Annotated in this window: 20 protein-coding genes; 5 read left to right on the top strand and 15 right to left on the bottom strand. The window is 41.6% G+C overall.

All coding sequences use genetic code 11. From position 1 onward, the window contains the following. Positions 1-20: 20 nt before the first annotated feature. Positions 21-1,124 carry a hydrogenase formation protein HypD gene (gene hypD / locus A3L04_RS08690; protein WP_068577250.1) on the bottom strand — a complete coding sequence of 368 codons (1,104 nt, stop codon included), beginning with the start codon at positions 1,122-1,124 and terminating at the stop codon, positions 21-23. A 2-nt stretch (positions 1,125-1,126) separates the two neighbouring features. Further along, the gene (locus A3L04_RS08685) at positions 1,127-1,351 is read right to left on the bottom strand and encodes a HypC/HybG/HupF family hydrogenase formation chaperone (RefSeq protein WP_068577248.1); all 225 of its coding nucleotides are present in this window, start codon (positions 1,349-1,351) and stop codon (positions 1,127-1,129) included. Positions 1,352-1,836: 485 nt separating this feature from the next. Here A3L04_RS08685 and A3L04_RS08680 point away from each other — a divergent pair, with 485 nt between their 5' ends. Beyond that, positions 1,837-2,724 (top strand): hypothetical protein, encoded by an 888-nt coding sequence (locus A3L04_RS08680; RefSeq protein ID WP_231963865.1) that lies wholly within the window; start codon positions 1,837-1,839, stop codon positions 2,722-2,724. Between the two features lie 914 nt (positions 2,725-3,638). On the opposite strand, the gene A3L04_RS08670 is transcribed toward A3L04_RS08680, so the two are convergent. Genes A3L04_RS08670 through shyB form a run of 5 tightly spaced genes read right to left on the bottom strand, consistent with a single transcriptional unit; the run spans position 3,639 to position 7,739 of the window. Next, positions 3,639-3,905, bottom strand: a complete 267-nt coding sequence (locus tag A3L04_RS08670) for an ATP-binding protein (RefSeq protein ID WP_231963864.1) — start codon at positions 3,903-3,905, stop codon at positions 3,639-3,641. Between the two features lie 18 nt (positions 3,906-3,923). Beyond that, the gene (gene shyA, locus A3L04_RS08665; RefSeq protein WP_068577242.1) at positions 3,924-5,156 is read right to left on the bottom strand and encodes an NAD(P)-dependent hydrogenase/sulfhydrogenase 2 subunit alpha; all 1,233 of its coding nucleotides are present in this window, start codon (positions 5,154-5,156) and stop codon (positions 3,924-3,926) included. A 2-nt stretch (positions 5,157-5,158) separates the two neighbouring features. Further along, positions 5,159-5,872 (bottom strand): NAD(P)-dependent hydrogenase/sulfhydrogenase 2 subunit delta, encoded by a 714-nt coding sequence (gene shyD / locus A3L04_RS08660; protein ID WP_068579510.1) that lies wholly within the window; start codon positions 5,870-5,872, stop codon positions 5,159-5,161. Next, positions 5,872-6,738, bottom strand: a complete 867-nt coding sequence (shyC, locus tag A3L04_RS08655) for an NAD(P)-dependent hydrogenase/sulfhydrogenase 2 subunit gamma (RefSeq protein WP_068577240.1) — start codon at positions 6,736-6,738, stop codon at positions 5,872-5,874. Before shyC ends, shyD begins: the two co-directional genes overlap by 1 nt. Next, positions 6,735-7,739 (bottom strand): NAD(P)-dependent hydrogenase/sulfhydrogenase 2 subunit beta, encoded by a 1,005-nt coding sequence (gene shyB / locus A3L04_RS08650; protein WP_068577238.1) that lies wholly within the window; start codon positions 7,737-7,739, stop codon positions 6,735-6,737. Before shyB ends, shyC begins: the two co-directional genes overlap by 4 nt. A gap of 155 nt (positions 7,740-7,894) precedes the next feature. Here shyB and A3L04_RS08645 point away from each other — a divergent pair, with 155 nt between their 5' ends. Together A3L04_RS08645 and gltA are read left to right on the top strand one after the other, a co-directional pair. After that, positions 7,895-8,731, top strand: a complete 837-nt coding sequence (locus tag A3L04_RS08645; RefSeq protein ID WP_068577235.1) for a sulfide/dihydroorotate dehydrogenase-like FAD/NAD-binding protein — start codon at positions 7,895-7,897, stop codon at positions 8,729-8,731. After that, a complete protein-coding gene (gltA, locus tag A3L04_RS08640; protein WP_068577233.1) occupies positions 8,732-10,156 on the top strand; it encodes an NADPH-dependent glutamate synthase in 1,425 nt (474 codons plus the stop codon). Here gltA and A3L04_RS08635 read toward each other — a convergent pair whose 3' ends face one another. From A3L04_RS08635 to A3L04_RS08605, 7 genes are all read right to left on the bottom strand, one after another. Continuing rightward, a complete protein-coding gene (locus tag A3L04_RS08635) occupies positions 10,157-10,630 on the bottom strand; it encodes a hypothetical protein (protein ID WP_172799784.1) in 474 nt (157 codons plus the stop codon). 254 nt (positions 10,631-10,884) lie between these two features. Beyond that, positions 10,885-11,373, bottom strand: a complete 489-nt coding sequence (locus A3L04_RS08630; protein ID WP_068577231.1) for a hypothetical protein — start codon at positions 11,371-11,373, stop codon at positions 10,885-10,887. A gap of 241 nt (positions 11,374-11,614) precedes the next feature. After that, on the bottom strand, positions 11,615-12,439 hold the full coding sequence (locus tag A3L04_RS08625) for an AAA family ATPase (RefSeq protein ID WP_157092412.1): 825 nt from the start codon (positions 12,437-12,439) through the stop codon (positions 11,615-11,617). 45 nt (positions 12,440-12,484) lie between these two features. Then, positions 12,485-15,292: an AAA family ATPase gene (locus tag A3L04_RS08620; RefSeq protein WP_068577228.1), complete on the bottom strand. Its 2,808-nt coding sequence runs from the start codon at positions 15,290-15,292 to the stop codon at positions 12,485-12,487. After that, complete coding sequence (locus tag A3L04_RS08615) at positions 15,289-16,431, bottom strand: metallophosphoesterase family protein (RefSeq protein ID WP_068577226.1); 1,143 nt, start codon at positions 16,429-16,431, stop codon at positions 15,289-15,291. Before A3L04_RS08615 ends, A3L04_RS08620 begins: the two co-directional genes overlap by 4 nt. Before the next feature lie 11 nt (positions 16,432-16,442). Further along, a complete protein-coding gene (locus A3L04_RS08610) occupies positions 16,443-18,047 on the bottom strand; it encodes a helicase HerA-like domain-containing protein (protein WP_068577224.1) in 1,605 nt (534 codons plus the stop codon). After that, on the bottom strand, positions 18,013-19,323 hold the full coding sequence (locus A3L04_RS08605) for a DNA double-strand break repair nuclease NurA (RefSeq protein WP_068577222.1): 1,311 nt from the start codon (positions 19,321-19,323) through the stop codon (positions 18,013-18,015). The genes A3L04_RS08610 and A3L04_RS08605 overlap by 35 nt, the downstream gene beginning before the upstream one ends. Positions 19,324-19,546: 223 nt before the next feature. Between A3L04_RS08605 and A3L04_RS08600 the strand changes: the two genes are divergently transcribed. Beyond that, positions 19,547-20,236, top strand: a complete 690-nt coding sequence (locus A3L04_RS08600) for a hypothetical protein (RefSeq protein WP_068577219.1) — start codon at positions 19,547-19,549, stop codon at positions 20,234-20,236. 129 nt (positions 20,237-20,365) lie between these two features. Then, positions 20,366-20,512: a TBP family protein gene (locus tag A3L04_RS11030; RefSeq protein WP_157092411.1), complete on the top strand. Its 147-nt coding sequence runs from the start codon at positions 20,366-20,368 to the stop codon at positions 20,510-20,512. Here A3L04_RS11030 and A3L04_RS08595 read toward each other — a convergent pair. Beyond that, positions 20,502-20,912, bottom strand: coding sequence for a hypothetical protein (locus A3L04_RS08595; RefSeq protein WP_157092410.1), 411 nt, complete (start codon positions 20,910-20,912; stop codon positions 20,502-20,504). The genes A3L04_RS11030 and A3L04_RS08595 overlap by 11 nt on opposite strands. Between the last annotated feature and the right edge of the window lie 4 nt (positions 20,913-20,916).

The raw sequence follows: 20,916 nt of genomic DNA, 5'->3' as shown, positions 1-20,916 counted from the left end.
AACAAAAATTTGAATAAAGATCAGAAGAGTGCCCCATACTTGTAGAATATCGAGCACGTGCCCTCATAGGAAACCATGCAGGGCCCTATGGGGTGCCTTGGAGTGCAGGTCTTGCCGAAGTGCGGGCACTGGGGAGGTAGGGCCAGGCCCCTGAGGATAGCTCCGCAAAGGCAACCCTTCTCCAAATCGGGAAGCTTTGGAACTTCCGGATTGTAGTAAGTCCTTATCTCTAACTCCCTCCACTCTTTCCTGAGCTCAAGCCCGCTCTTCGGGATTACTCCAAGGGCCCTCCACTTCGCATCCCTGACTTCGAAGAACTTGTCAATTAGCTCTTGGGCCTTAACGTTTCCTTCCCACTTCACGACCCTGCTGTACTCGTTGAGTATCTTCGCCTCTCCTTTCTTCACCATCCTTATGAGCATGAGTATTGCAAGTAGCATATCAACGGGCTCAAAGCCGGCAACTACCTGGGGAATGCCGTACTTTTCGGTTATGTGAGCCCATCCCCTAACGCCAATTATCGTGGAGACGTGCCCAGGATCAATTAGCCCATGGAACCTTGTTCCTGCCTTTACCAAGGCTTCAACGGCTGGAGGGGTTAGCCTGTGGACTGAATAAATCTTGAAGTTCTCTAGATCTTCTTCCACAATGGCGTTTAGCATTCCCGCGGCTGGAGCCGTTGTAGTCTCAAAGCCAGGTGAAAAGTGGACGACTAACTTGTCAGGATTTTCTTTGGCGATTTTGTAGGCGTCGTAAATTGAGTAAACGACCCTAACATCGTATCCTTCGCTCTTCAAATCGGCGAAGCTTCCTCTTGGCGTAGGAATTCTGTACATGTCCCCAAAGGTCGTCATGATTATTTTTTCTCCCTCTTCGTAGGCCTGCCTCATTATCTCCATCATCTTCACTATATCTTCAACCGGGGTTATGCAGACTGGACAGCCCGGTCCGCTCATAATCTTGACGTTCTCGGGGAGGAGGGATCTTATGCCTGCCCTTGTTACTGTATCCTCATGCGTTCCACAGACGTGCATGAACCTTAGCTCTTCCATTTCCCTTGCTTCCTCATATATCTTCCTAACTATACTTTGGGCGATCTGCCTGTCCCTGAACTTCTCGAGCATGGCTATCCCTCCAGAGCTGAGAGAACTTCCTCCCACGCTTCAAGTATCTCCCTTGCTCTCTCCTCGTCGAGCTTCTCTATTGCAAAGCCGGTGTGAACTATCACGTAATCGCCAACCTTGACGTCAGGGAGTAAATCTAACCTTACCTCCCTTTTAACGCCCCCAAAATCCACTATTCCAACGTTGCCTTTAATTTCCACAACCTTCCCAGGAACGGCCAAGCACATTCTTCTCACCTATTTTACCCTTCCCCGGCTGGACTTTTAGGTGTTTTTGGAACCTATGGTTCCTATCCAAAGGAAGTTTCAAGTGAATCTCCAGAAGTTTCTGAGGTAGAGCTTAACTTCTTTTTTCAATCCTCCAATGGTGGGAGGCTTTTGTAGTTGCAAAACGAGTCCGACATTCTCCCCCAGCCTAAAGGGAGTTATAAAGATTCCGAAAAGAATTCTATGTGCCATTTCCTAATTTGGATTATCTTCGAGTTAAGTAGTGCTCTCTACTATTTTGCTTTGATGTAAGTATTTTTAGAAAAGCAAAGCATTGTCCAATATACAACTTATGGAGGAAAATGCTTATATAATCATCGTCTAACATATTCTTGAAACTATTTAGTAGGGGAACGAGAATAAGGTGGAAGAGAATCATACTTAGCCTTTTAGTGGCATTTTTAGTGTTAAGTACTCGAGTAGTTTTTACACCACAGGTGGCAGCAATGAATCCAGGTAACTCCAGCATAACCTTCCGCAGGGCTGTCGTTGCATGGCACGATGAGAAGTATAGGCTCCAGATGAACGTGACCTGGGTAGACAAGACCATTAACTTTGCAAACTTAACTAACTCCTCCTGCTCCTGTTGCAACAGTTGTAATGCGAGCTCATGTAGCTTGATTGTAAAGTTAAATACTTCCGTAGTCACGCTTTACAACGTGACTGGAAAGGGCAAGCAGCTGTTGTTCCTGGAAATCAACTTCCACAACGAGACATTTAACTACATGATGTATGTCCTCGTTTATCGCACGGAGAGGAGTCAGTATAACTTTACCCTCATCACTAGGATTTTCACAGACCCCGAGACTGGAGAATACAAGGCTTTTATTACTGGAATAAACATTGCACCGAGGGAGGACAAAGCCCTCCCCGTCGGTGACATAGTCCTCACAGCCGAGAACTTGACTCTCTCAGAGTACTACTGGACTCTTAATGAAGTCCTCCTAAAACTGCATAGGAACGACGAGACCAAGTGGCTCTGGACTAGGAGCGCTTACGAGCTCAGGCGCCTCTCACAGTTGGTAAAGACCAACCTACCAGAATACAACCAGCATAAAGCAACTGGGGCAACCATAGTAATGGACTTAATTATGATATGCATTTCATATCCGCAAGATATAGATTGGTGGTGTGCAGCTACGTCATGTGCGCCATCAATAGTATCTGGGGTTATAAACTGCATTAAGTGTGCCGAAAGTCTTTTAGCTAAAAAACTAAACATTGAAGCTTGCAGTGCATGCTTAGCTACGATTGGTGGTATCCATGGGGACTGTGCAAAATGCTTTAGTTATTGGACCAACATATGTACATCTGAATCTGTTGAACCTGTATAAGGTGAGGAACCGTGAATTTGGGAGACATTTTGTCCTCTGCTCTATTTCCCCTCTTCTTGTATTTTACGATCACTTCCATAAAGCGTAGAGGATTTAGAGACTACCGTACATGGGCAGTTATTACACCACTTTTCATGTCTGCTAGAGACTTGTACGAGCTCTTAATATATTGGAAGCTCACTTCCTCTTCATCTATTGTTGAACTCTTCCTCAGAATTCTAAGTACAGTTTCTGCAGGAGTGCTACTGATAACCTTTATACAGGGGAGAAAACGATAGTGCTCTAATAACTAGTAATTTAGAAGATAAAGGCACAGGAAAAGGATTTTCCGAGTCCGTCTGAGTAGTATTCATTGTGAGATATAATATTACAGGATTCGAGCTGACTGGCCTCTTCCTCGTCCTGAAGGGTGGGGGTTCCTCTTGGGCGTCATTACCCCACCCTTCAGGGGGTTCATTGGTTTGCGGGCCCATCACCTACTCCCGTCGCGAGTTTCAGCTCAGCTCACAGGCCGGCCTAAAGTTACCCCTACCCGCCCAAGCAGGCAGTTATCACTGGAAGACCACCCGCAAGGGAGCAATTTTGAGAGGACGCCTATTGGAGTCTTCCTCCCGATGGCGGGAGGACACGCGAAACCCGCTCTAAAGACTCTCTTGGAGTGACTCCTTTTCGGGCCCTATTACGCTATCGAGGTACAAAAGGGTTTGGCCTGAAAAAAACCAAAACTCTCAATTACTACATCCCCGCCCTAAAGGGCGAAGCTTTCAAAAGAAAAATGTAAAACTGGAAGGCTATTTAGGGGTCATTTATTAATAAGGTGTGGGCCATTTATTTTTAGACTTTCAGCTTTCTGGGGCTCATCTAAGATTTAGAATTTACGATTTTTAATTTTCCCGTCTTCCTGAACGTCGCAATTATATAAGGAGAAAGCGTTCTCGTGGTTTCCAATTACCTCCCTCAGCAGAGCTTTTGGAACTGGGCCACCTGAGGGTTATATAGAATGGAACGAAATCCTCAGGAAGTCTCTTAGAAAATTCCATTAGTAGTGTCGTTTTGCCCGAGTTTATCGGGCCATAAATGAAGAAAATTGTATTTGGCTCGCTCTCAACGAAAGTTCTGAGTGTGGATAGTTCCTTTTCCCTGTTGTAGAACATGGCTATCCCAGGGAAATGTTCGCTCAAAAATATAAAAATTTAAGCCTAAAGCTTGACGAAATGTACTGAGCAGGAGATGCACGGATCGAAGGCCCTAACAACTTCCTCTAGCTTCCTCTTTAAGGAGTCTTCTGGGAGCAGACCATACATCTTTCTGGCATCTTCAAGTAGGCTCAGCTCCATTATTCCTTGATTGAACGCAGTTGGTGTAATAGTGTTTGACCACACAACCCTGCCGTCTTCGATTCTGTAGTGGTGGACGAGCACTCCCCTTGGGGCCTCAACATACCCAATACCTTCCCCGCTCTTCTCTTCTGGCTCAACTAAGCCTTCCTCTACTCCTTCGCTTGCGAGCTCTTCTCCAAGCTCTGCAACCCTCTCCAAGGCATAGACGAGCTCTATAGCCTGGGCCAAGTTGTTGTAGATGACGTACTTGCTCTCGATTTTCTCTTTGTACGTTTTCAGCAGTCTTTCTGCCTCTCCGTGGATGTCTTTTAGAAGTAGCCTTGCCAGTGCACCTACAAATATCGGTTTGCCCTTGTAGTAAGTGTGCTTGGCAAAGCTATAGCTCACGGGAACTTCGTCGAGCTCTGTATATTGCCCCTTATCCTCTCCGATTATCAGCTCGCTCCCCCAGAGGTAGTCTTCAGTCGCCATTGGGATATCCACCTTAGCTCCCCTGGGATCCTGCGACGCGAAAACTCCGACTATCCTCCTGGCAAACCTAACGAGTGACCTTGCGTGCCTTGCTATCCCCTCGAGCTCTTCTTCCCTGGGGTACCTTCCGAAGCCTCCGGGTTTTATGTTTATTCCATGAATTTCCCTCCCTCCAAGAAGCTCCCTTATAGTGTTGCCGAGGGCCTTTATCGTCAGCCCTTCCTTTATTAGCTCTCCGTGCCTTGAGACCATTGAGATTGCATCAGGATATCCGAAAACATCAGGCAACGCCAATAGGTAGAGGTGTAGGGCGTGGCTCTCTATTATCTCCCCCCACAGGGCTAGCTCCCTTAACTTCTCAACTGTGGATGGAACTTCTATCCCAAGAGCATTTTCTATTGCTCTCACCGATGCTATTGAGTGGGATATATAGCAGATCGCACATATCCTTGCTTCAAGATCGGGGACATCCCAGTAGCTCCTCCCCAACGTTAGGACTTCAAAAAATCTTGGCCCCTCGAGTATCTTAACCCTCGCTTCCTTAACCGTTCCATCTTCAATAACTATCTCGGCTTTTCCTATTCCTTCAACCCTTGTGAATTCGTCAAGCTCTATTATCATGACTACCACCTCGTGAACGTCCTAAGCTTCCTTGCAATTTCTTCCTCTGGCAGGATCTCCTTCAGAACCTCAACGAGTCCAGGAACGTTTGCATCCATTGAAGGCCCCCTACACCCTATGCATCCTAACCCCAGGGCTGGACACTGGGCATTGCACCCTCCAGCCGTTACAGGTCCAAGACATGGGATACCCTTCTTCAAGAGGACGCACTCGTACTCGTTGAGCTTGCACTCAAGGCAGACAGGGTAGTCCTTTGCAACTGGCTCCACTCCCCTTGCTAGGTTCATCAAAACCTGGAACATTTCCTCCTTATTGTATGGACATCCCGGAATTGCGAAGTCAACGGGGACGTACTCAGTTATTGGCCTTGGCTCGAGAACTTTCGTCGGCCCCTTAACATGTCCGTATATTCGTCTAAATGCCTCCTTCGCATTCTCAACGCTCCCTTGAACGCTACCGTGGGTTGCGCAGGTTCCCAGGGCTATCAGGTACTCACTCCTATTCCTAGCCTCCCTAAGAACTTCGAGATCTCTCTGCGTTGAAACGGTACCAGTTACAAGGGCTACATCGACCTTCTCCTTACTCCTGCTTGAGCTCGCCATGTGAAACTCGACTATCTCGTAGAACTCGAGGATATCAAATAGCCTATCGTACAGGAAGAGTACGTTGAGGGCACAACCTCCACAGTCGGTAAGCTCGAAAATGGCCAACTTCATCATATCAACCCCCTCGTTGAGAGTGCATCCCAGTAAGTGAAGACGGGCCCGTCTTTGCAGATGTACTTCATAGAAACACTTGTTCCAACGACACAATGACCGCACTTTCCAATTCCGCACTTCATCCTCCTCTCGAGGGTCATGTATATTCTTCCTGGGGAGAGTCCTCTATCCAGAAGCTCCCTAATCACGAACTTGTACATAACAGGCGGACCACAAATTAATGCATAAGAGTTGTTAACGTCGAACTCTTCTCCCCTGAATAAGTCCGTAACAACTCCCTTGCACACCTTCTCCGAGAACCCCTTTTCGAGGTAGATGCATGAGGGAGTTTCAACTTCATAAGCGAGTTTAACGTGGCAGTTGAGCTTTTCTCCGTGCTTAAGCAGGTAAATTATCTCGTCCCTAAAGAGTATATCCTCATAGCTCTTCGTCCCGTAGAAGAGGTATATCTTCTCGAATTTGCCAGTGTCAATTGCGTACCACAGGACGGAGCGTAATGGGGCCATTCCTAAACCGCCGGCCACCAAGATGAGGTTTGCTCCCTCCATCTTCTCCAGCGGAAAGCCGTTGCCGTAAGGTCCCCTTATTCCTACTGAATCTCCTTCCCCAAATTTGTGAATGAACCTAGTTAATCTTCCAGCCCTCCTTATGCAGAGCTGTATCGGCTTCCTCGTTGGTGGGGAGCAGAGACTAATAGGAAACTCTCCGTAGCCCCTCAGGTCGACTATCACGAACTGTCCGGGCTTGAAGGTAAAGCCTTCTTCAACTTCCCTGTCGGTGAAGCGGAGGGTAAAGAGCTTTTCCCTCGATGTGAGCTCTCTAATCTCGATTATCTTGGCATCGTAGCTTTGATACGGGTTCATAACAATCCCTCCCGAACCTCCTCAAGAACCCTTACGTGCTCTATTCTCGCCGGACAGAATTCATCACACCTGCCACAGCCAACACAGTTGAAGCCTGCAGAAGGATCAAAGTAGCTCTTGCAGTAGTAGCGGTGCCTAAATCTGTCCAATCGGGTAGGCCTGAAGTTGTGGCCTCCCGCAACTAACCCATGTGTGGGCATGAAGCATGAATCGTATCTCCTCTCCCTCACGGCTTCATAAGCTCTAATCCAGTTGTCGCAGACCTCATAGCATCTGCACGTTGGACAAACAAGGGTGCAGTTTCCACAGCCTAAGCACTTCTCAGCATACTTCTTCCACACCTGACTGTTGAAAGCTAAATCAAGTATATCTGCTAATCCCTCTTTGTTTAGGCTCCTCTTGAACGCCTTAGCTCTCTTCTCTTCGAATTCCTTGAAGTGCTTTAGATCTTCCTCTGTAACTTCTTCAAACAGCTCCTGGTTTTCCCATACTACTTCATGTCCCTTGACGCTTCCTACCCTGACGAGCCAGCCATCTGGCAACTCGTGAAGGAAGAGGTCAAAGCCGTCCATAGCGAAATCCGTGCCTAAGCTCTTGCAGAAGCAGTACTCATCGGGCATGCAGCTTATCCCAACTATGAACGCGTTCTCCCTTCGCGACTTGTAGTATGGGTCTGGGGGATCTCCAAGGTAGACTTTATCTAGAATCTTGAGCCCGTGGATGTCGCATGAGTGAACTCCGAAGAGGACAAAGCTCTCTCCATCCTTTATATCTTCCCAATTTTCCTTTTTTAGTCTGAATAGCTTGTCCCTGGGTTTTACGAAGAACTTCTTGGGAGGGAGTATTGTTCTCGTGTAATCTAGGCTTAGCTCTTTAACATTGTCAACTTGTACAAATGTATACGTTGAGTTACGTTTCACTGGACCATATATTTTGCCAAGTTCTTTGAGGGCCTCAAAAAATGGGGAAAAGTTTTCAGCAGAAAGCTTAACGTACCTCATGAATATTCACCCTCTTAGTGTTTTCTATTGATAAAACAGGGTGATAAGGGTTTCCAAAACGCCATTTTGACAACCCCGGGTTTTGAACAAATGGTGGAATACCCCGAAAGAAATTTTTATTACACCTAATATAGAAATTCTAAAAGGTGATGCCAGTGTACAAAATTTTACGGAAAGAACGGCTTGCTCCCGGCATCAATCTCTTTGAGATAGAGGCTCCAAGAGTAGCCAAACATGCCAAACCAGGGCAGTTTGTGATCGTAAGATTGCACGAAAAGGGTGAAAGAATACCCTTGACAATTGCCGACGTTGACATAAGTAAAGGTTCAGTTACAATAGTTGTTCAGGAGGTCGGAAAGACAACTCATGAGCTGGGCACGTACAATGAGGGGGATTACATTTTGGACTTCCTGGGACCCTTAGGAAAACCAAGCCATATAGACAAGTTCGGAACTGTTGTGATGGTAGGAGGGGGAGTTGGAGTTGCCGAGATATACCCAGTTGCAAAGGCTATGAAAGAAGCTGGTAACTACGTGATTTCAATCCTAGGTTTCAGAACAAGGGATCTGGTTTTCTGGGAGGAGAAACTAAGAGAGGTCAGTGATGAGGTGATAGTAACGACAAACGACGGGAGCTATGGAATGAAGGGTTTCACAACTCACGCTCTCCAGAAGCTAATCGATGAGGGCAGGAAAATTGACTTAGTGCATGCAGTCGGTCCAGTAGTTATGATGAAGGCCGTCGCGGAGCTCACAAAACCTTACGGGATAAAGACTGTTGCTAGCCTGAATCCAATAATGGTAGATGGAACTGGAATGTGTGGAGCATGTAGGGTTACGGTAGGGGGAGAGATAAAGTTTGCATGTGTCGATGGACCGGAATTCGATGCTCACCTGGTTGATTGGGACGAGCTAATGAAGAGGTTGACCTACTACAGAGATTTGGAGTTAATAAGCTTTGAGAAGTGGAAGAGAGAAAGGGGGATGATTTGAATGCCTAAGCTTATTAAGGAGAGGGTTCCCACTCCTGAAAGATCACCTGAGGAGAGGATTAAGGACTTCAAGGAAGTTAATCTTGGCTACACTTGGGAATTGGCTTTAAAGGAAGCTGAGAGATGCTTGCAGTGTCCTAAGAATTATGCACCCTGTATTAAGGGATGTCCTGTTAACATAGACATCCCAGGATTCATCGGAGCCTTAAGGAAGTACAGGGATGATCCTGATAGGGCCGTTAGGGAAGCGTTAAAAATTATCTGGGCTTGTAATTCTCTTCCCGCAATTACGGGTAGGGTTTGTCCTCAGGAGGAGCAGTGTGAGGGAGTTTGTGTCGTCGGAAAGGTTGGAGATGCCGTAAACATAGGAAAACTCGAAAGGTTCGTCGCAGATTACGCAAGAGAACACGGAATTGAGGAGAACCTCTTGAGGGAGCAAGTTGGAGAGATAGAGAGAAATGGTAAGAAGGTTGCTGTTATTGGTGCTGGGCCTGCTGGCTTGACATGTGCAGCCGAGCTGGCGAAGATGGGCTATGAGGTAACGATATTCGAGGCACTCCACAAGCCCGGAGGAGTTCTAATTTACGGAATTCCAGAGTTTAGGCTACCGAAGGAGATAGTTGAGAGGGAATTAGCGAAGCTTAAGGAGCTTGGCGTTAAGATAGAGACCAATGTTCTCGTGGGCAAAACGATAACATTTGAAGAGCTAAGAGAGGAGTTCGATGCCATATTCATAGGAACGGGTGCAGGAACACCGAGAATATTCCCATGGCCTGGGGTTAATCTTAACGGCATCTATTCTGCCAACGAATTCCTGACGAGGGTCAACCTGATGAAGGCCTATGAGTTCCCCGAATATGACACTCCAATAAAGGTTGGGAAGAAGGTTGCCGTGATAGGTGGAGGAAACACCGCCATGGATGCCGCGAGGTCAGCCCTTAGGTTAGGGGCGGAGGTCTGGATCCTCTACAGGAGGACAAGGAAGGAAATGACTGCGAGAGAGGAAGAAATAAAGCATGCTGAGGAAGAAGGAGTAAATTTCATGTTCTTAGTTTCTCCAAAGAGGTTCATTGGAGACGAAAACGGCAACCTCAAGGCCATAGAGCTTGAGAAAATGAAGCTTGGCGAGCCCGACGAGAGTGGAAGGAGAAGGCCAATTCCCACTGGGGAAACAGTTACCATGGAGTTCGATACCGCGATAATAGCCATAGGCCAAACTCCAAACAAGATATTCTACCAGAGCGTTCCTGGGCTTAAGGTTGATAAGTGGGGCAGGATAATTGTGGATGAGAACCTAATGACCTCCATCCCGGGAGTTTTCGCTGGTGGAGATGCAATTAGAGGTGAAGCTACCGTTATCTTGGCTATGGGAGACGGAAGGAAAGCAGCAAAAGCAATACATGAGTATCTCAGCTCAAGCTCTTGACTACCATTTATTTTTTCTGTATCCTAAGAAGAACCCCCTAAATGCTATTCCCATGAAATCCTCCCCCAGGAACTCGTCAAAGAACTTTTTCGTTTCCTCTGGATCAAGCCATTCTATATGTTCCGGAACACCCTCTTCGAAGTAGTAGGTTATGGAATCCTCCTTTTTGCTTGCGATATCTAGGGTGTATATTTTCTTGTTGAACCTTTTCGCTTTTTCAACTTCTTTGCATACTAAGGAAGAGAACTTCCCATATATGGCAACCGCAACTACGTACTCTACATCCCTAATCTTGTCGCTTACATCTTTTATACCATAATCTGAGGGCAGAATGACGTTGGTTGAGCCAAGTTTCTCCTCTATAATTTCAAGTATAACCTTCTCAGTTCTCGTGTGGTACAAAATCGTAGGCTCGCTTAGATATACGGGAGGTCCATAAACTTTCTTCTTTTTCCTGAATATTCCAAATATCATTGGGAACACCTCAGGTGGGGACTTTACCTCATCATCGACCCCGAATCAGCAGGGATGACACTCATCATCGGTTACTCGCATTAAACTCCCCTCTTTAGGCTTTATTTCCCAAACAGACCGTTTTCCTCGGAGACATTGTCATCGGTTACAACCCACCTTTCATCCCAGCTTCGTGAAGTACTTTGTAAAGAGGCTTAATTATCTTTTGTTTTCTTGAGCAAACCAATCTCATGGAATTTACCAGTTGTCATCGGTTACTCTCTGGATTGTTCTTTTTCACGTATCTTCATTTGCACTTGCGCTTCAAGTGTTTTGACACTCAGTCGAACAAATTCTTCTGGTGAAAGCTTATCCTTGTGTAAAAATAACACATAACTGGCAGCATCTGGATAACCATTTTCAATGAGTTGCTTAATTATTGATGAGATGATTTTGCTGACTGGGGTTGTGAATTGATCAACACTGTTAGGAAAGTGTTTTTTAAGCTCTTCAGAAACATCGGTGCTCTTTGGGAGTTCTCCCCTTAATTTCTGAAGACGTAACCCTTTTGCTATGGTTACTATGTCCATGACATTTGCAATATTACGTTCAACTGCATTGTCAAGAAGAAGAGTTGCAGTAAGCACTATGTCCGAGTAGGAGTAACTTCTCTGGCCATGTTCGACAATCTTCTTTCGTAGTCTACTAAGAGCATTGTATGCGTCTTCTGTTAGTCTAATTACCTTAGTCTCATCTTTTTTCATGTTAGATCACCAAAAAAGTATGTAATTTTAATGTTTAAAATATTTTCTAATAATACAAACTCATCACCATGCAGAAAATTACATAACACAACTTGACTGTAACAGTTAAAGATGAGGCAAATCATATTTGTCCCATTAGATAAGGAACTGGAGTTTATTTAACTTAAAATTTAGTTATGCTGTTAACGACTCGGAACAAAATTCATGTTGAAATCCAGAGCGAAACCTAAAAATTTAGAAATTACAAAGAAGAACTTTCAATAACTTTTGAAATTCCGTCAACCTTTTGGACAAGGTACACTGTATCTGCCACGTCTTCAAGCTCTCTATGGTGGGTTACAATAATTATTTGTGGCACTGTATTCTCAGCTTTAAAGAACTTTCCGAGAATTTCTACTAAATCTCTCCTTCTTTCTTCATCTAAATGCGTTGTTGGTTCATCCATTATTACCACTGAAAGCCTTCTTGCGAGAACCCTCGCAATCGCTAATCTCAACGAAAGAGCCACAGCAACTTTCTCACCACCACTAAGGAGAGATATTGGAACATCTACAGAGTTTTTAGTAACGGAAATATCAAAGTCCTCAGAAAGGTAAATGTCTGTTATGTCCATATTGAAACTCTCAATGTAATTTGTGGCTAATTCAGATATTACTGGAGCAATCTTTTTGCGGAGGAGCTTTTGAACCCCATCTTTGTGGTATGCACCCCTAATACGCTCTAAATCCGCTATGAACTTCCGGATTTTTTCAATTTTTTGAAGCTGTTTCTCCAACTCAGTAATATCATGCAGTAATTCTTTAATCTCCGTTTCAAGTTTCTCCTTTTGTTGAATTTTCTCAGATAATGTACCCTTTAATCTACTAACCTCTGCTGAAAGATTTTGAACTTCTTTCTGTATCTTTTCAAATTCTTCTTGAGAATATGCAAGGTCTTTAAGCTCTTTGTTTTTTGAGTCAAGTTCTTTCATTAATGATTCAAGTTCCAATTCTTCTTTTTTCAATTCCTCTTTTATGGAATCTATGTCTTTGCTCTTCTCAGTAGCACGAATGTATGCCTCTTTCACTTGTTTTAAGCGTTTAATTTCGCCCTCTATGTTCTCGGGCAATTGTCAAATATTAGAAACTAAAGCTTCTTCCTCCTTTGTGAGATCTAAAATTTTTTTATGAATTTCCTCAAGTTCTTCCAAGACTAGTGACTTTGAACGTTCTTGCTTTAAAGCATTAGAAGCTGCTATGTATCGTTGATAGTCCTCTTTTAGAGTTTCCAACTGGTTCTTGAGTTCTTGCAATTGACTTTCGAGCTCTTCGAGATGCTCGATATCTTTGAGAATCAACTTGAGTTTCTCATTAAGCCTAGATATGTCTTCATTTAACTCCCTTAGTGCTTTTTCTAAAAGTAACTTCTTAATTGCTAATAACATTGGAATTTTCCAAGTTTCTATTTCGTGAATTTCTTGTTTTAATTTAGAAATATCGTCTTCAATAATTGGAATACGCTGAGCCTTTGTCTTTAACTGAATAAACTGCTCTTTCTTTTCTTCAAGAGCTTTAATCTCACTTTCAAGGTTCTCCGGCAACTGTCCTATGGCCTCAATAAGTGCTGATTCCTTTTGATGATATTCTGCAAGCTCTTCCTCAATGCCCTTGTATTGTTCCTTTATTTTTTCTTCTGGATACTTCTTCAACAGTGATTTTAGTTCTTCTTCTGCACTTAGATAACCCCAATAATCAGGTTCAACTTCCTTTTTGCGTTGAAGTTTTTGCAGAAGTACTTCTTCAAGGTGCTTGAGCATATTGACTTTTTCCTCTGCTTGGGAAAGTTTCTCCTCAAGCTTCTTGAGTTCTGTTGATATCTCTTGAATCTTCTTTTGGTACTCCAAGTATCTCTTAACATCAAGCTTCTCAATTGTAATCAAAAGGTCTTCAAGTTTTTCAATTTCTTCTTCCAATGTTAGTGTTTCAGATTCTAGTTGCTGAATCATTTTTTCTTTTTCAGCTTTTTCTGCTGAGAATTCATCCTTAACTTTTTGGCGGTGTTCAGGGGTTAACTTTTGATGACATACAGGACATTCATTGGCATCTCCAAGAATGTTTAGATACTCCTCTATTTCCTTTATTCTGCTCTTAAATTCAGCAATTTTGTTCCTTTTTTGCAATAATTCACCTTTTAGTTGTTTAATTTGCTGTTGAATTTCAGTAATCTTCTGTTGTTTAGCTTCTGGAGTGATTTCATTGAGGTACATTTTGATTTCAGCTTCCAATTTGTTAGCGTCTCCTTGAAGAATTTGTAGCTGTTTCTTCTTTTCATCTATCATAGCTTGTAGTTTCTGAACTTCAGAACGATAGGACAATAGCTCAGACTTCTGCTTCTCTAGGCTCTCGATTTCCTTTTCCAGCAAGAGGTATTCCTCATATCCATCTCTACTCTTTTCAAGTTCGCTTTTTTTCTCATTGATATCTTGTAAAATTCTGTTTAAGTGCTCTAAATCTTTTGAAAGGGAATCTATTTTAGAACGAATTTCCCAAAGCTGTTTAAGCTTTTCCAATAAATCTACTAAAGGCTTTAGTTTTTCTGCTTCTTCTTTAGCACTTTTAGCTTTTTCTAATTCTCTAATTTGACGTTCTATTTCTTTCTTCAATTGTTCAATCTTGGCCTTTTCGCCAGCAATTTCACTATCTATTTCTGCTGGAGTTTTTGCTTCATATTCCTTTGGTATTGCTGAAAGCTCTATCTTGTACTTATTTAGTTCAGTTAATACTTGCTGAAACTCTTCATTAAGGGCTTTAATCTGATCCTCCACTCGTTTTATGGTTTCTTCAATCTGAACTTTATCTTGACGTTTAGGCTGTAAGATAGAAACCTCATCTTCTATTTCTTTAATCTTTTCCTCAATCTCCACATATTGGCGATATTTGTCTTCTGTATCTCTTATTTCCTGCTCTAGACGATTTATTTTATCCAGTTCTCTTTCTAAAGCTTCTTTTTGTTGATTTAGTGAATCAAGTTTAGCTAAAATATCCTTTAATTGCTCAAGAAGACTCAATTTCTTAACTTCACTTTCAAGCTTTTCAGCTAGTTCTTTAGCCTTTTCTGCTTCTGCAAGCTCACTTTTAAGTTTTTCAACTTTCTCCTTAGTTTGTTTAATCTTTACCTGAAGTATTACAATATCTTTAGTTAATTCTTCATACCTCTTTTTCTTGTTCTCTAGGCTATCTTTAATCTGTTGCATATTCTCCAGCTTTTCTTCGAGAGTAACAATCTGTTTCTTTAAAGTTTCTATTTCACGAGATAGCCTTTGAAGTTCTTCAGTTTTTTGTTGGAGTTCCTTAGTTTTGTAAGAATACTCGAATTCATATTCCTCATATTCTCTAAGTTCCTCTTTGAAATAGTTTATTACCTCATTCATAGTTTTCCAAGCAGTTTCGAGTCGATCTAACCCAAGCAGTTTTCCGATGATTTCTTTCCTTTTTGCTGGCGCTTGGTCTAGTAAAGACGTTATCTCCCCCTGTCTTATGAGTATTGAGTTAACAGCCGAGTCTTTTTCGATACCGATAATATTTTCAACTTCTTTTTTAACTGCTTTTACCCCATGTGCAATAAGCATGTTCCTATCAAGCCGATAAAGTTCATAAGTTGGGGAACTCCTTCCCTTTTTTCTTCTCCAAACAATTTTGTATGGGATTCCGCCTTCTTCAAATTCTAGTTCTATTTTCGCTTCTCTTTCTCCCCTGTAGATAATATCATCAAACTTATCTCCACGTGGCGGTGTATTAAAGAGTGCTACAAAAATAGCATCTATTATTGATGTTTTTCCAGCGCCATTAGGCCCTATGAAGACTGTAACACCAAGAGGAAAATCGATTTTTGTGTCCTTATGTGAGAGGAAATTCTTCATAGTAATCCTCTTTAGTATCATTTCCTTCCCTCCAAGTATTCCTTACAAATCTCTATTCCTCCCTCAACGTCTCCATATTGAAGGGATTTGTAAAGTTCGAATGCTAAATGACCCAAGGTTTCATCCCTAAAGTACTCTATGAAAAGTTCCTCTAAATCTGCAATCTTGCCAAGCTCTTCGGCAGTAATGGTAATGGGAGTATCACTTCCAACAAAATGGACATCATACCTTAACACTTTTTCTGGAACCATTTTTCTTAGCAAATATTGGACCTTTTCAAGGATTTCTGGTTTTCTGATACCCTCTCTACTGATATTTATCCTCAAGATGGGAGATTTATCTAGAGGATTTTTAAGCAAATTGTAGAGAAAAGCCTTTAATTCTTCAATAACATCACTCTCGGAATATGAAAGTTCAAATTGAGGGCGTATTTGCTGGAGGGAAATTTTATGTACCTCTGGGAGGTCCCCTTCGAGATCAACAATGTAGATGCCCTTTCCATCTCTTTTCCAATCATTTATTTCACTGCGACTCAGTATTTCAATTGAGCCAGAATATGCTAAATATCCTCTGCCAAACTTTTCAAAGGTTCTCCTGTGAATGTGTCCAAACGCATAGTAGTCTATTTCCTTTGGTAAATCCCCAAGCTCAAGCTCATATGCACCTTCAAAGGGTAAGTATTTCTTTATGCCCTGATGGACAATCAAAACAGCCTTTGGATATCTATTTGCTAAAGCATCAACTTTTGAAAGCTCTTGTTTTAGTAAGTCGACCCTTTTCCCTTTCATGTTTGATATTCCAAAAAATCCAACTCCGTTGACTTCCACAACACTTAACTCTCCAATTCCTAGGATAGGAATATCCAAAAGCTTATGTGGTGGCATTGCTCTCCTCTTTGGAGTATCATGTTCACCAAGTACTGTTAAAATCTTAATCCCATTTTCATGCAATCGCTTGATTGCTTCCTTTGCCACATAAAGGGCTTTAATTGGCGGTCTCGGAGTGTCAAAGAAATCTCCAGCATGAACAACGACATCGACCCTTTCTTCAATCATGATATCAACAGCCTCATTGAAAGCATCATAAATGTCATTTTCTCTTTCATCTAAGTTGTACTGCCGATATCCCAAATGAGTGTCAGAAATATGGGCAATACGCATACTATCACCTCTTAAACTTCTAAGAAGCTTTTTATTTCATTCTTAAGCTGCTCAACCTTTTTATCAATATTCTCTTTTGCTTTTTCCCTGGCTTTTTTGAGTAGTCCAACAATGTCTATGTCTGCTCCACCTTCTTTGGTCATGCGTTTTCTAATCTTGACCATAACCGGCATCTTAGTAACTTCCCCAACAATAATAGCTTCTCCAACATTCAGTCCTGGCAAGTCTCTAAGAAGATCCTCGCTTACCTGTTCAGCGCTCTTTTTAACAGCATTTTGATCTTCGGGGTTTGTCATTCTCATGATTATCTGGCTGTTACATTGGCTCAGAACATCGCTATCAATTTTTTGGGGTCTCTGGGTTACTAAAATCAAGAAGACTCCAAATTTTCTACCCTCTGCTGCGATTTTCTTAACGATTCTCTTGGATAGAGTACTCTGATTTTTAGGAATAAATCTATGTGCCTCTTCAATTAAAATAAAGATTGGGTACTCATATTTGCCATTTTCTCTTTGATTGTACGCCTCCGAGAGTATCCTGTAAGCTATGTAATCCGCAACATTATCGTTTAATCCGGAGAGATCCATAACTGCAATGCTTTGGGGCTGCAGGAACTCTCCTATTGGAGTAGTTGAGTCTCCAAATACTTTGAGTTTTTTGAGTCTCTTTATGTACGTGAGAGCACGAAGGGCGTTGTTGTTATCTGAAGTCTGCAATGCTGTAATCAAATCATTTAACGTGTAATTCTTGCTGTCATCTTTATTCTCATTGCTTTTTAATCTCTCCAAGGCATCTTCAATAGCCTTCATAATGTTGGTCCATTTTTCATTAATTCCAGCTATTGTAAAGATTTCTTCAAGAGATAAGTCTGCAAACTTGATTTCAAAAGTTTTCACGTGTCCAATTTCTTCTTTTGTGTACCTTCCAGTACTTTCTGAGGTTCTAAATACCTTAACCCTCTTTAGCACTTTTTTCTTTCCTTCTGGATCTTTTGAGATAAACACATAATCTGCATGAGGATCTAACACAATGACAGTAGCTCCTTTTTTGTAAAGTTCTTCAAGCAATACGCCGGCAGTGTAACTTTTTCCCGCACCTGTTTGTGCCAAGATAGCCAAATGTCGTCTAAATCCCCTAATCGTGAGATTGACTTTAACGCTTGGTCTTGTTATCAAGTTGCCTATGTAAAGACCCTCTTCTTCTGGATATGAATAAACTTCAGTTAAAATGTCATCAGGAGCCAGATACACATAGGTTCCGGGATAAATAGTTCGCCGAGGCATTAGAACAGTTCCATTATGAAGAAATCCAAGAATTTTAACTTTGGCAAGATTTCTTGGCTCTATTATTTCAGCCTCTTTAAGCTTTTCAGCCACTGAATATGGCACATATTCTGTCAATCCTGGAGAATATGCTATTATTGAAGTTATCTGCCCTAACACCAAGACTCTTTTTTCCTCTCCATCAATCAATTCATTTGACGGAACTACCACATAGTCCCATACTTGTGGCATTTTCCCATCTTCAACTGCAAAATAAAACTCGACATGGGTGCTTTCCCCAGTAACAACTCCAATCTTTTCAAAGGAACCTAACTCTTCTGTGACCTCGGGCATTTATTTCCACCTCAATAGCTTCTTTAAACTTAGAGAAATACAGCTCATCAAACTCATGCCTATGAAACTTAACCTCTCTATCCACTTTCCAAAGCCAGATATTGTAGAATTCCAACCCTCCATATCCAGTAGCTATGATTTCAAAAATTTGATCAAGAGTTCCAGTAAATGGTTCTGGCCATCCAATTTCTTTTAACTTAACATCATCTCCCAAACAGAAAGCCGGAATATCTATTCTGAGAGGAGAATCATTGACATCCGGTAGTACATGCATTGAGATTATGGAAGGAAGATCAGGAATATTTTTTAGAATGACTTTTGCATAACTGACAAAATTGGGATCTGAAAACAGAGTTGGAAAATGACTTTCAATGTATCCTTCTGGATCCTTTTCTATTTGTTCAATACCACGGAGCCATCTCGCAGAAGGCCCCAGTAACAGTGGAATCGTGTAACCTGGCTGTTGGGCAAATTTATCAATTAGCTGGTAATCTGGTCTGGGAGTTAGCAGTTCTTTCAAGACTTCATCCAGTAATCCAATATTTTCGTACTGCCTCTTTAAAGAGTCCAACATTTTAATTGCTTTTCTCTTCTGGTCTAATGCCAGAGATAACAAATGAAAAACCTCGTTAAGTGAAACATCGCCTCTAATTTCGTCTAAAGAAACTAAGTTTTTAACAAGAAAATCTCTGAAAAAGCGGCTTCTGCTTTCTTTGCTGATTCCGACAAGTACCACTTCATTTTCCTTGGCAAGTTTAAAGAGTCTCATGACTTCTTTGTAATGCTCGATGAAAAAGCCTCTATCGTTGCTCATAGGGCTTTCTTCGATTAGATGGGATATTCTTCCGTAGATGGAGCCATCAATTAAGATAGTCCCATTGAAGCCGTCAGAAATTGCATCTGCAGCAACTTTAAGCTCCAGATATTCCATTTTTCTCTGAAGAAAATGAGTTACATTGTGAACCGGGCCATCTGCATAGTCGAAATCAACTATTAAATCACGATATTCTTTGTCTTTAGATATCCCAAGGGCTCTAACTGCATAGAATATCCCGCCATTTTTGAGGGACTCTGCCTGATAACTGCTATCAACAGCGAGAATATTAAACTCTTTGGGATTTCTTTCATAATCTTTTAGATTAACAGGTTTCCAGAATTTATTGAATTCTTCTCTTAGGAATTTTTCAAGTGTATTTGGAAGTGAATGGTATCTCTTCTTCCATTTATCTCTCTTTGATCTTAACTCTTTAGCAAAAAGATCATAGAACTTGGACATAGTGCATCACTAAAATTAATACCTATTAGATAAATAAATCTTCCGCTTTTGCGACTAATAGTAAAATTCTCATGTTAGTGATAATTAATGCTTCAAAATTAATTTATGTAAAGATTTATGAAAAAGTGTTGTTAAGATAATTAAGATTTAATTTAGCTAATATCTTAGTATTGCCAAAAATTTTAAAAATTTCTAAATCCAAGGATTTTACTGGGGACAACCTATGGAATTATCACATGTCCCAAAAATAAAGATAATACAAGCTAATTTATCAAACAACGGAAAAATAACGATACACACGACTTTTTTTGAAGGTGATGTACCTGAGAGACTTCAGCAAATTTTGGAGAATCCCGATAAGTTTCTACTGGTTGGAGATAGAGATTTTTATCTCAGGAAAATGTTAGTTCTGAAAAAAGGTAACGGTTTTTATGGATATGACACCCCAATGATGTTTTATCGGCTGCCTACTAGCTTCCTTAGTGATTTCAATGAGTTGGATATGTGTTTTGATATAGAAGTTGTAACACCACACATTCCAGAGATGGGCACATTTCGTGTTTATGCATTTCCAGTTGCGCTCTTGTTTAAATTTGGAAGTTACTGCAGACTATGTATCCGCAAGAAAATCTACGAAATTTACTATGATGTTCCCGATAAATATCTAGAAAGTCATCCTTCAATGTTTCATCAAAATTTTGATGAGAAAATAAAATACCTTTTTGGTTTGTGTTTCTCAAAACACCTAAATAGTGTCGAAATTTTCAGAATAGAACTACGGAAGAAATTTTTGGACTTTCTTGAGGAACTGGATGGTGAACTTCACAAAAAAGACTTTGATCTAGCTTTAATTGATGTACAGAGTATTTATGAGTGCTTCAAGACACTCTTTTTGGACTGGGTCAAACAATGAAAGACTCGTCTTTGCACCTTTAACTTTTCGTCCTACATCCGGGCACATGTAGTTTTGGCTCTTTTGAAGCGTAAAGAATTGTAAATAGAGTCTTTGGAGTATTTACTCACAAATAAGACTAAAAATCTCGTGATCAGTGGCAAACTCGGAGAGAAGTTGAGTTTAGAGGAACTTGCAATTAAACTACCAAATGTGGAATGTGTAGTTGTTGGTGCAAAAAGTTTTGAAGAAGCTGAGAATACAATTAAAAAATTAAAAGAGCTCCTCAAAAGCTAAAGTCAAATCCATCGAGGAGCCCAGCTTTTGTCAGGAAGCTGAAGATTATGGCAAACGGTGCAAGAACTTCTGAAAGCCATATTCCAAAGCCGAGTAAGTTCCAGCTTAACTTGACTAACTCCATAGAGCTCTCAAGTTGAGGGTCGCCAATCTGACTTTGGGCTTGCTCATAAATCCCGTTTATCGCTGGAGTAAGTGCATCATAAGCCACTTTTTCTGGGTTCGGAATAGTTACTGCAACAATTAACGCTATTATGGTAGGGACAAAAAGAGCAAAAAACTTCGCAGGGTCCATTCCTGTGGACACCTCATTCATTATTATCTCTGCATTTCTCCAAATAAGCTTTTCCTTCGTCAATTGTAAATTTGAGGTTATTCTTTTGCCGATTTTTATCCACAACTAT

Origin of the sequence: Thermococcus chitonophagus (genome assembly GCF_002214605.1) — an archaeon.
Taxonomy (GTDB): domain Archaea; phylum Methanobacteriota_B; class Thermococci; order Thermococcales; family Thermococcaceae; genus Pyrococcus; species Pyrococcus chitonophagus.
The sequence above is the reverse complement of the archived record's forward strand: the minus strand, read 5'-3'. Positions and strand labels throughout refer to the sequence as shown.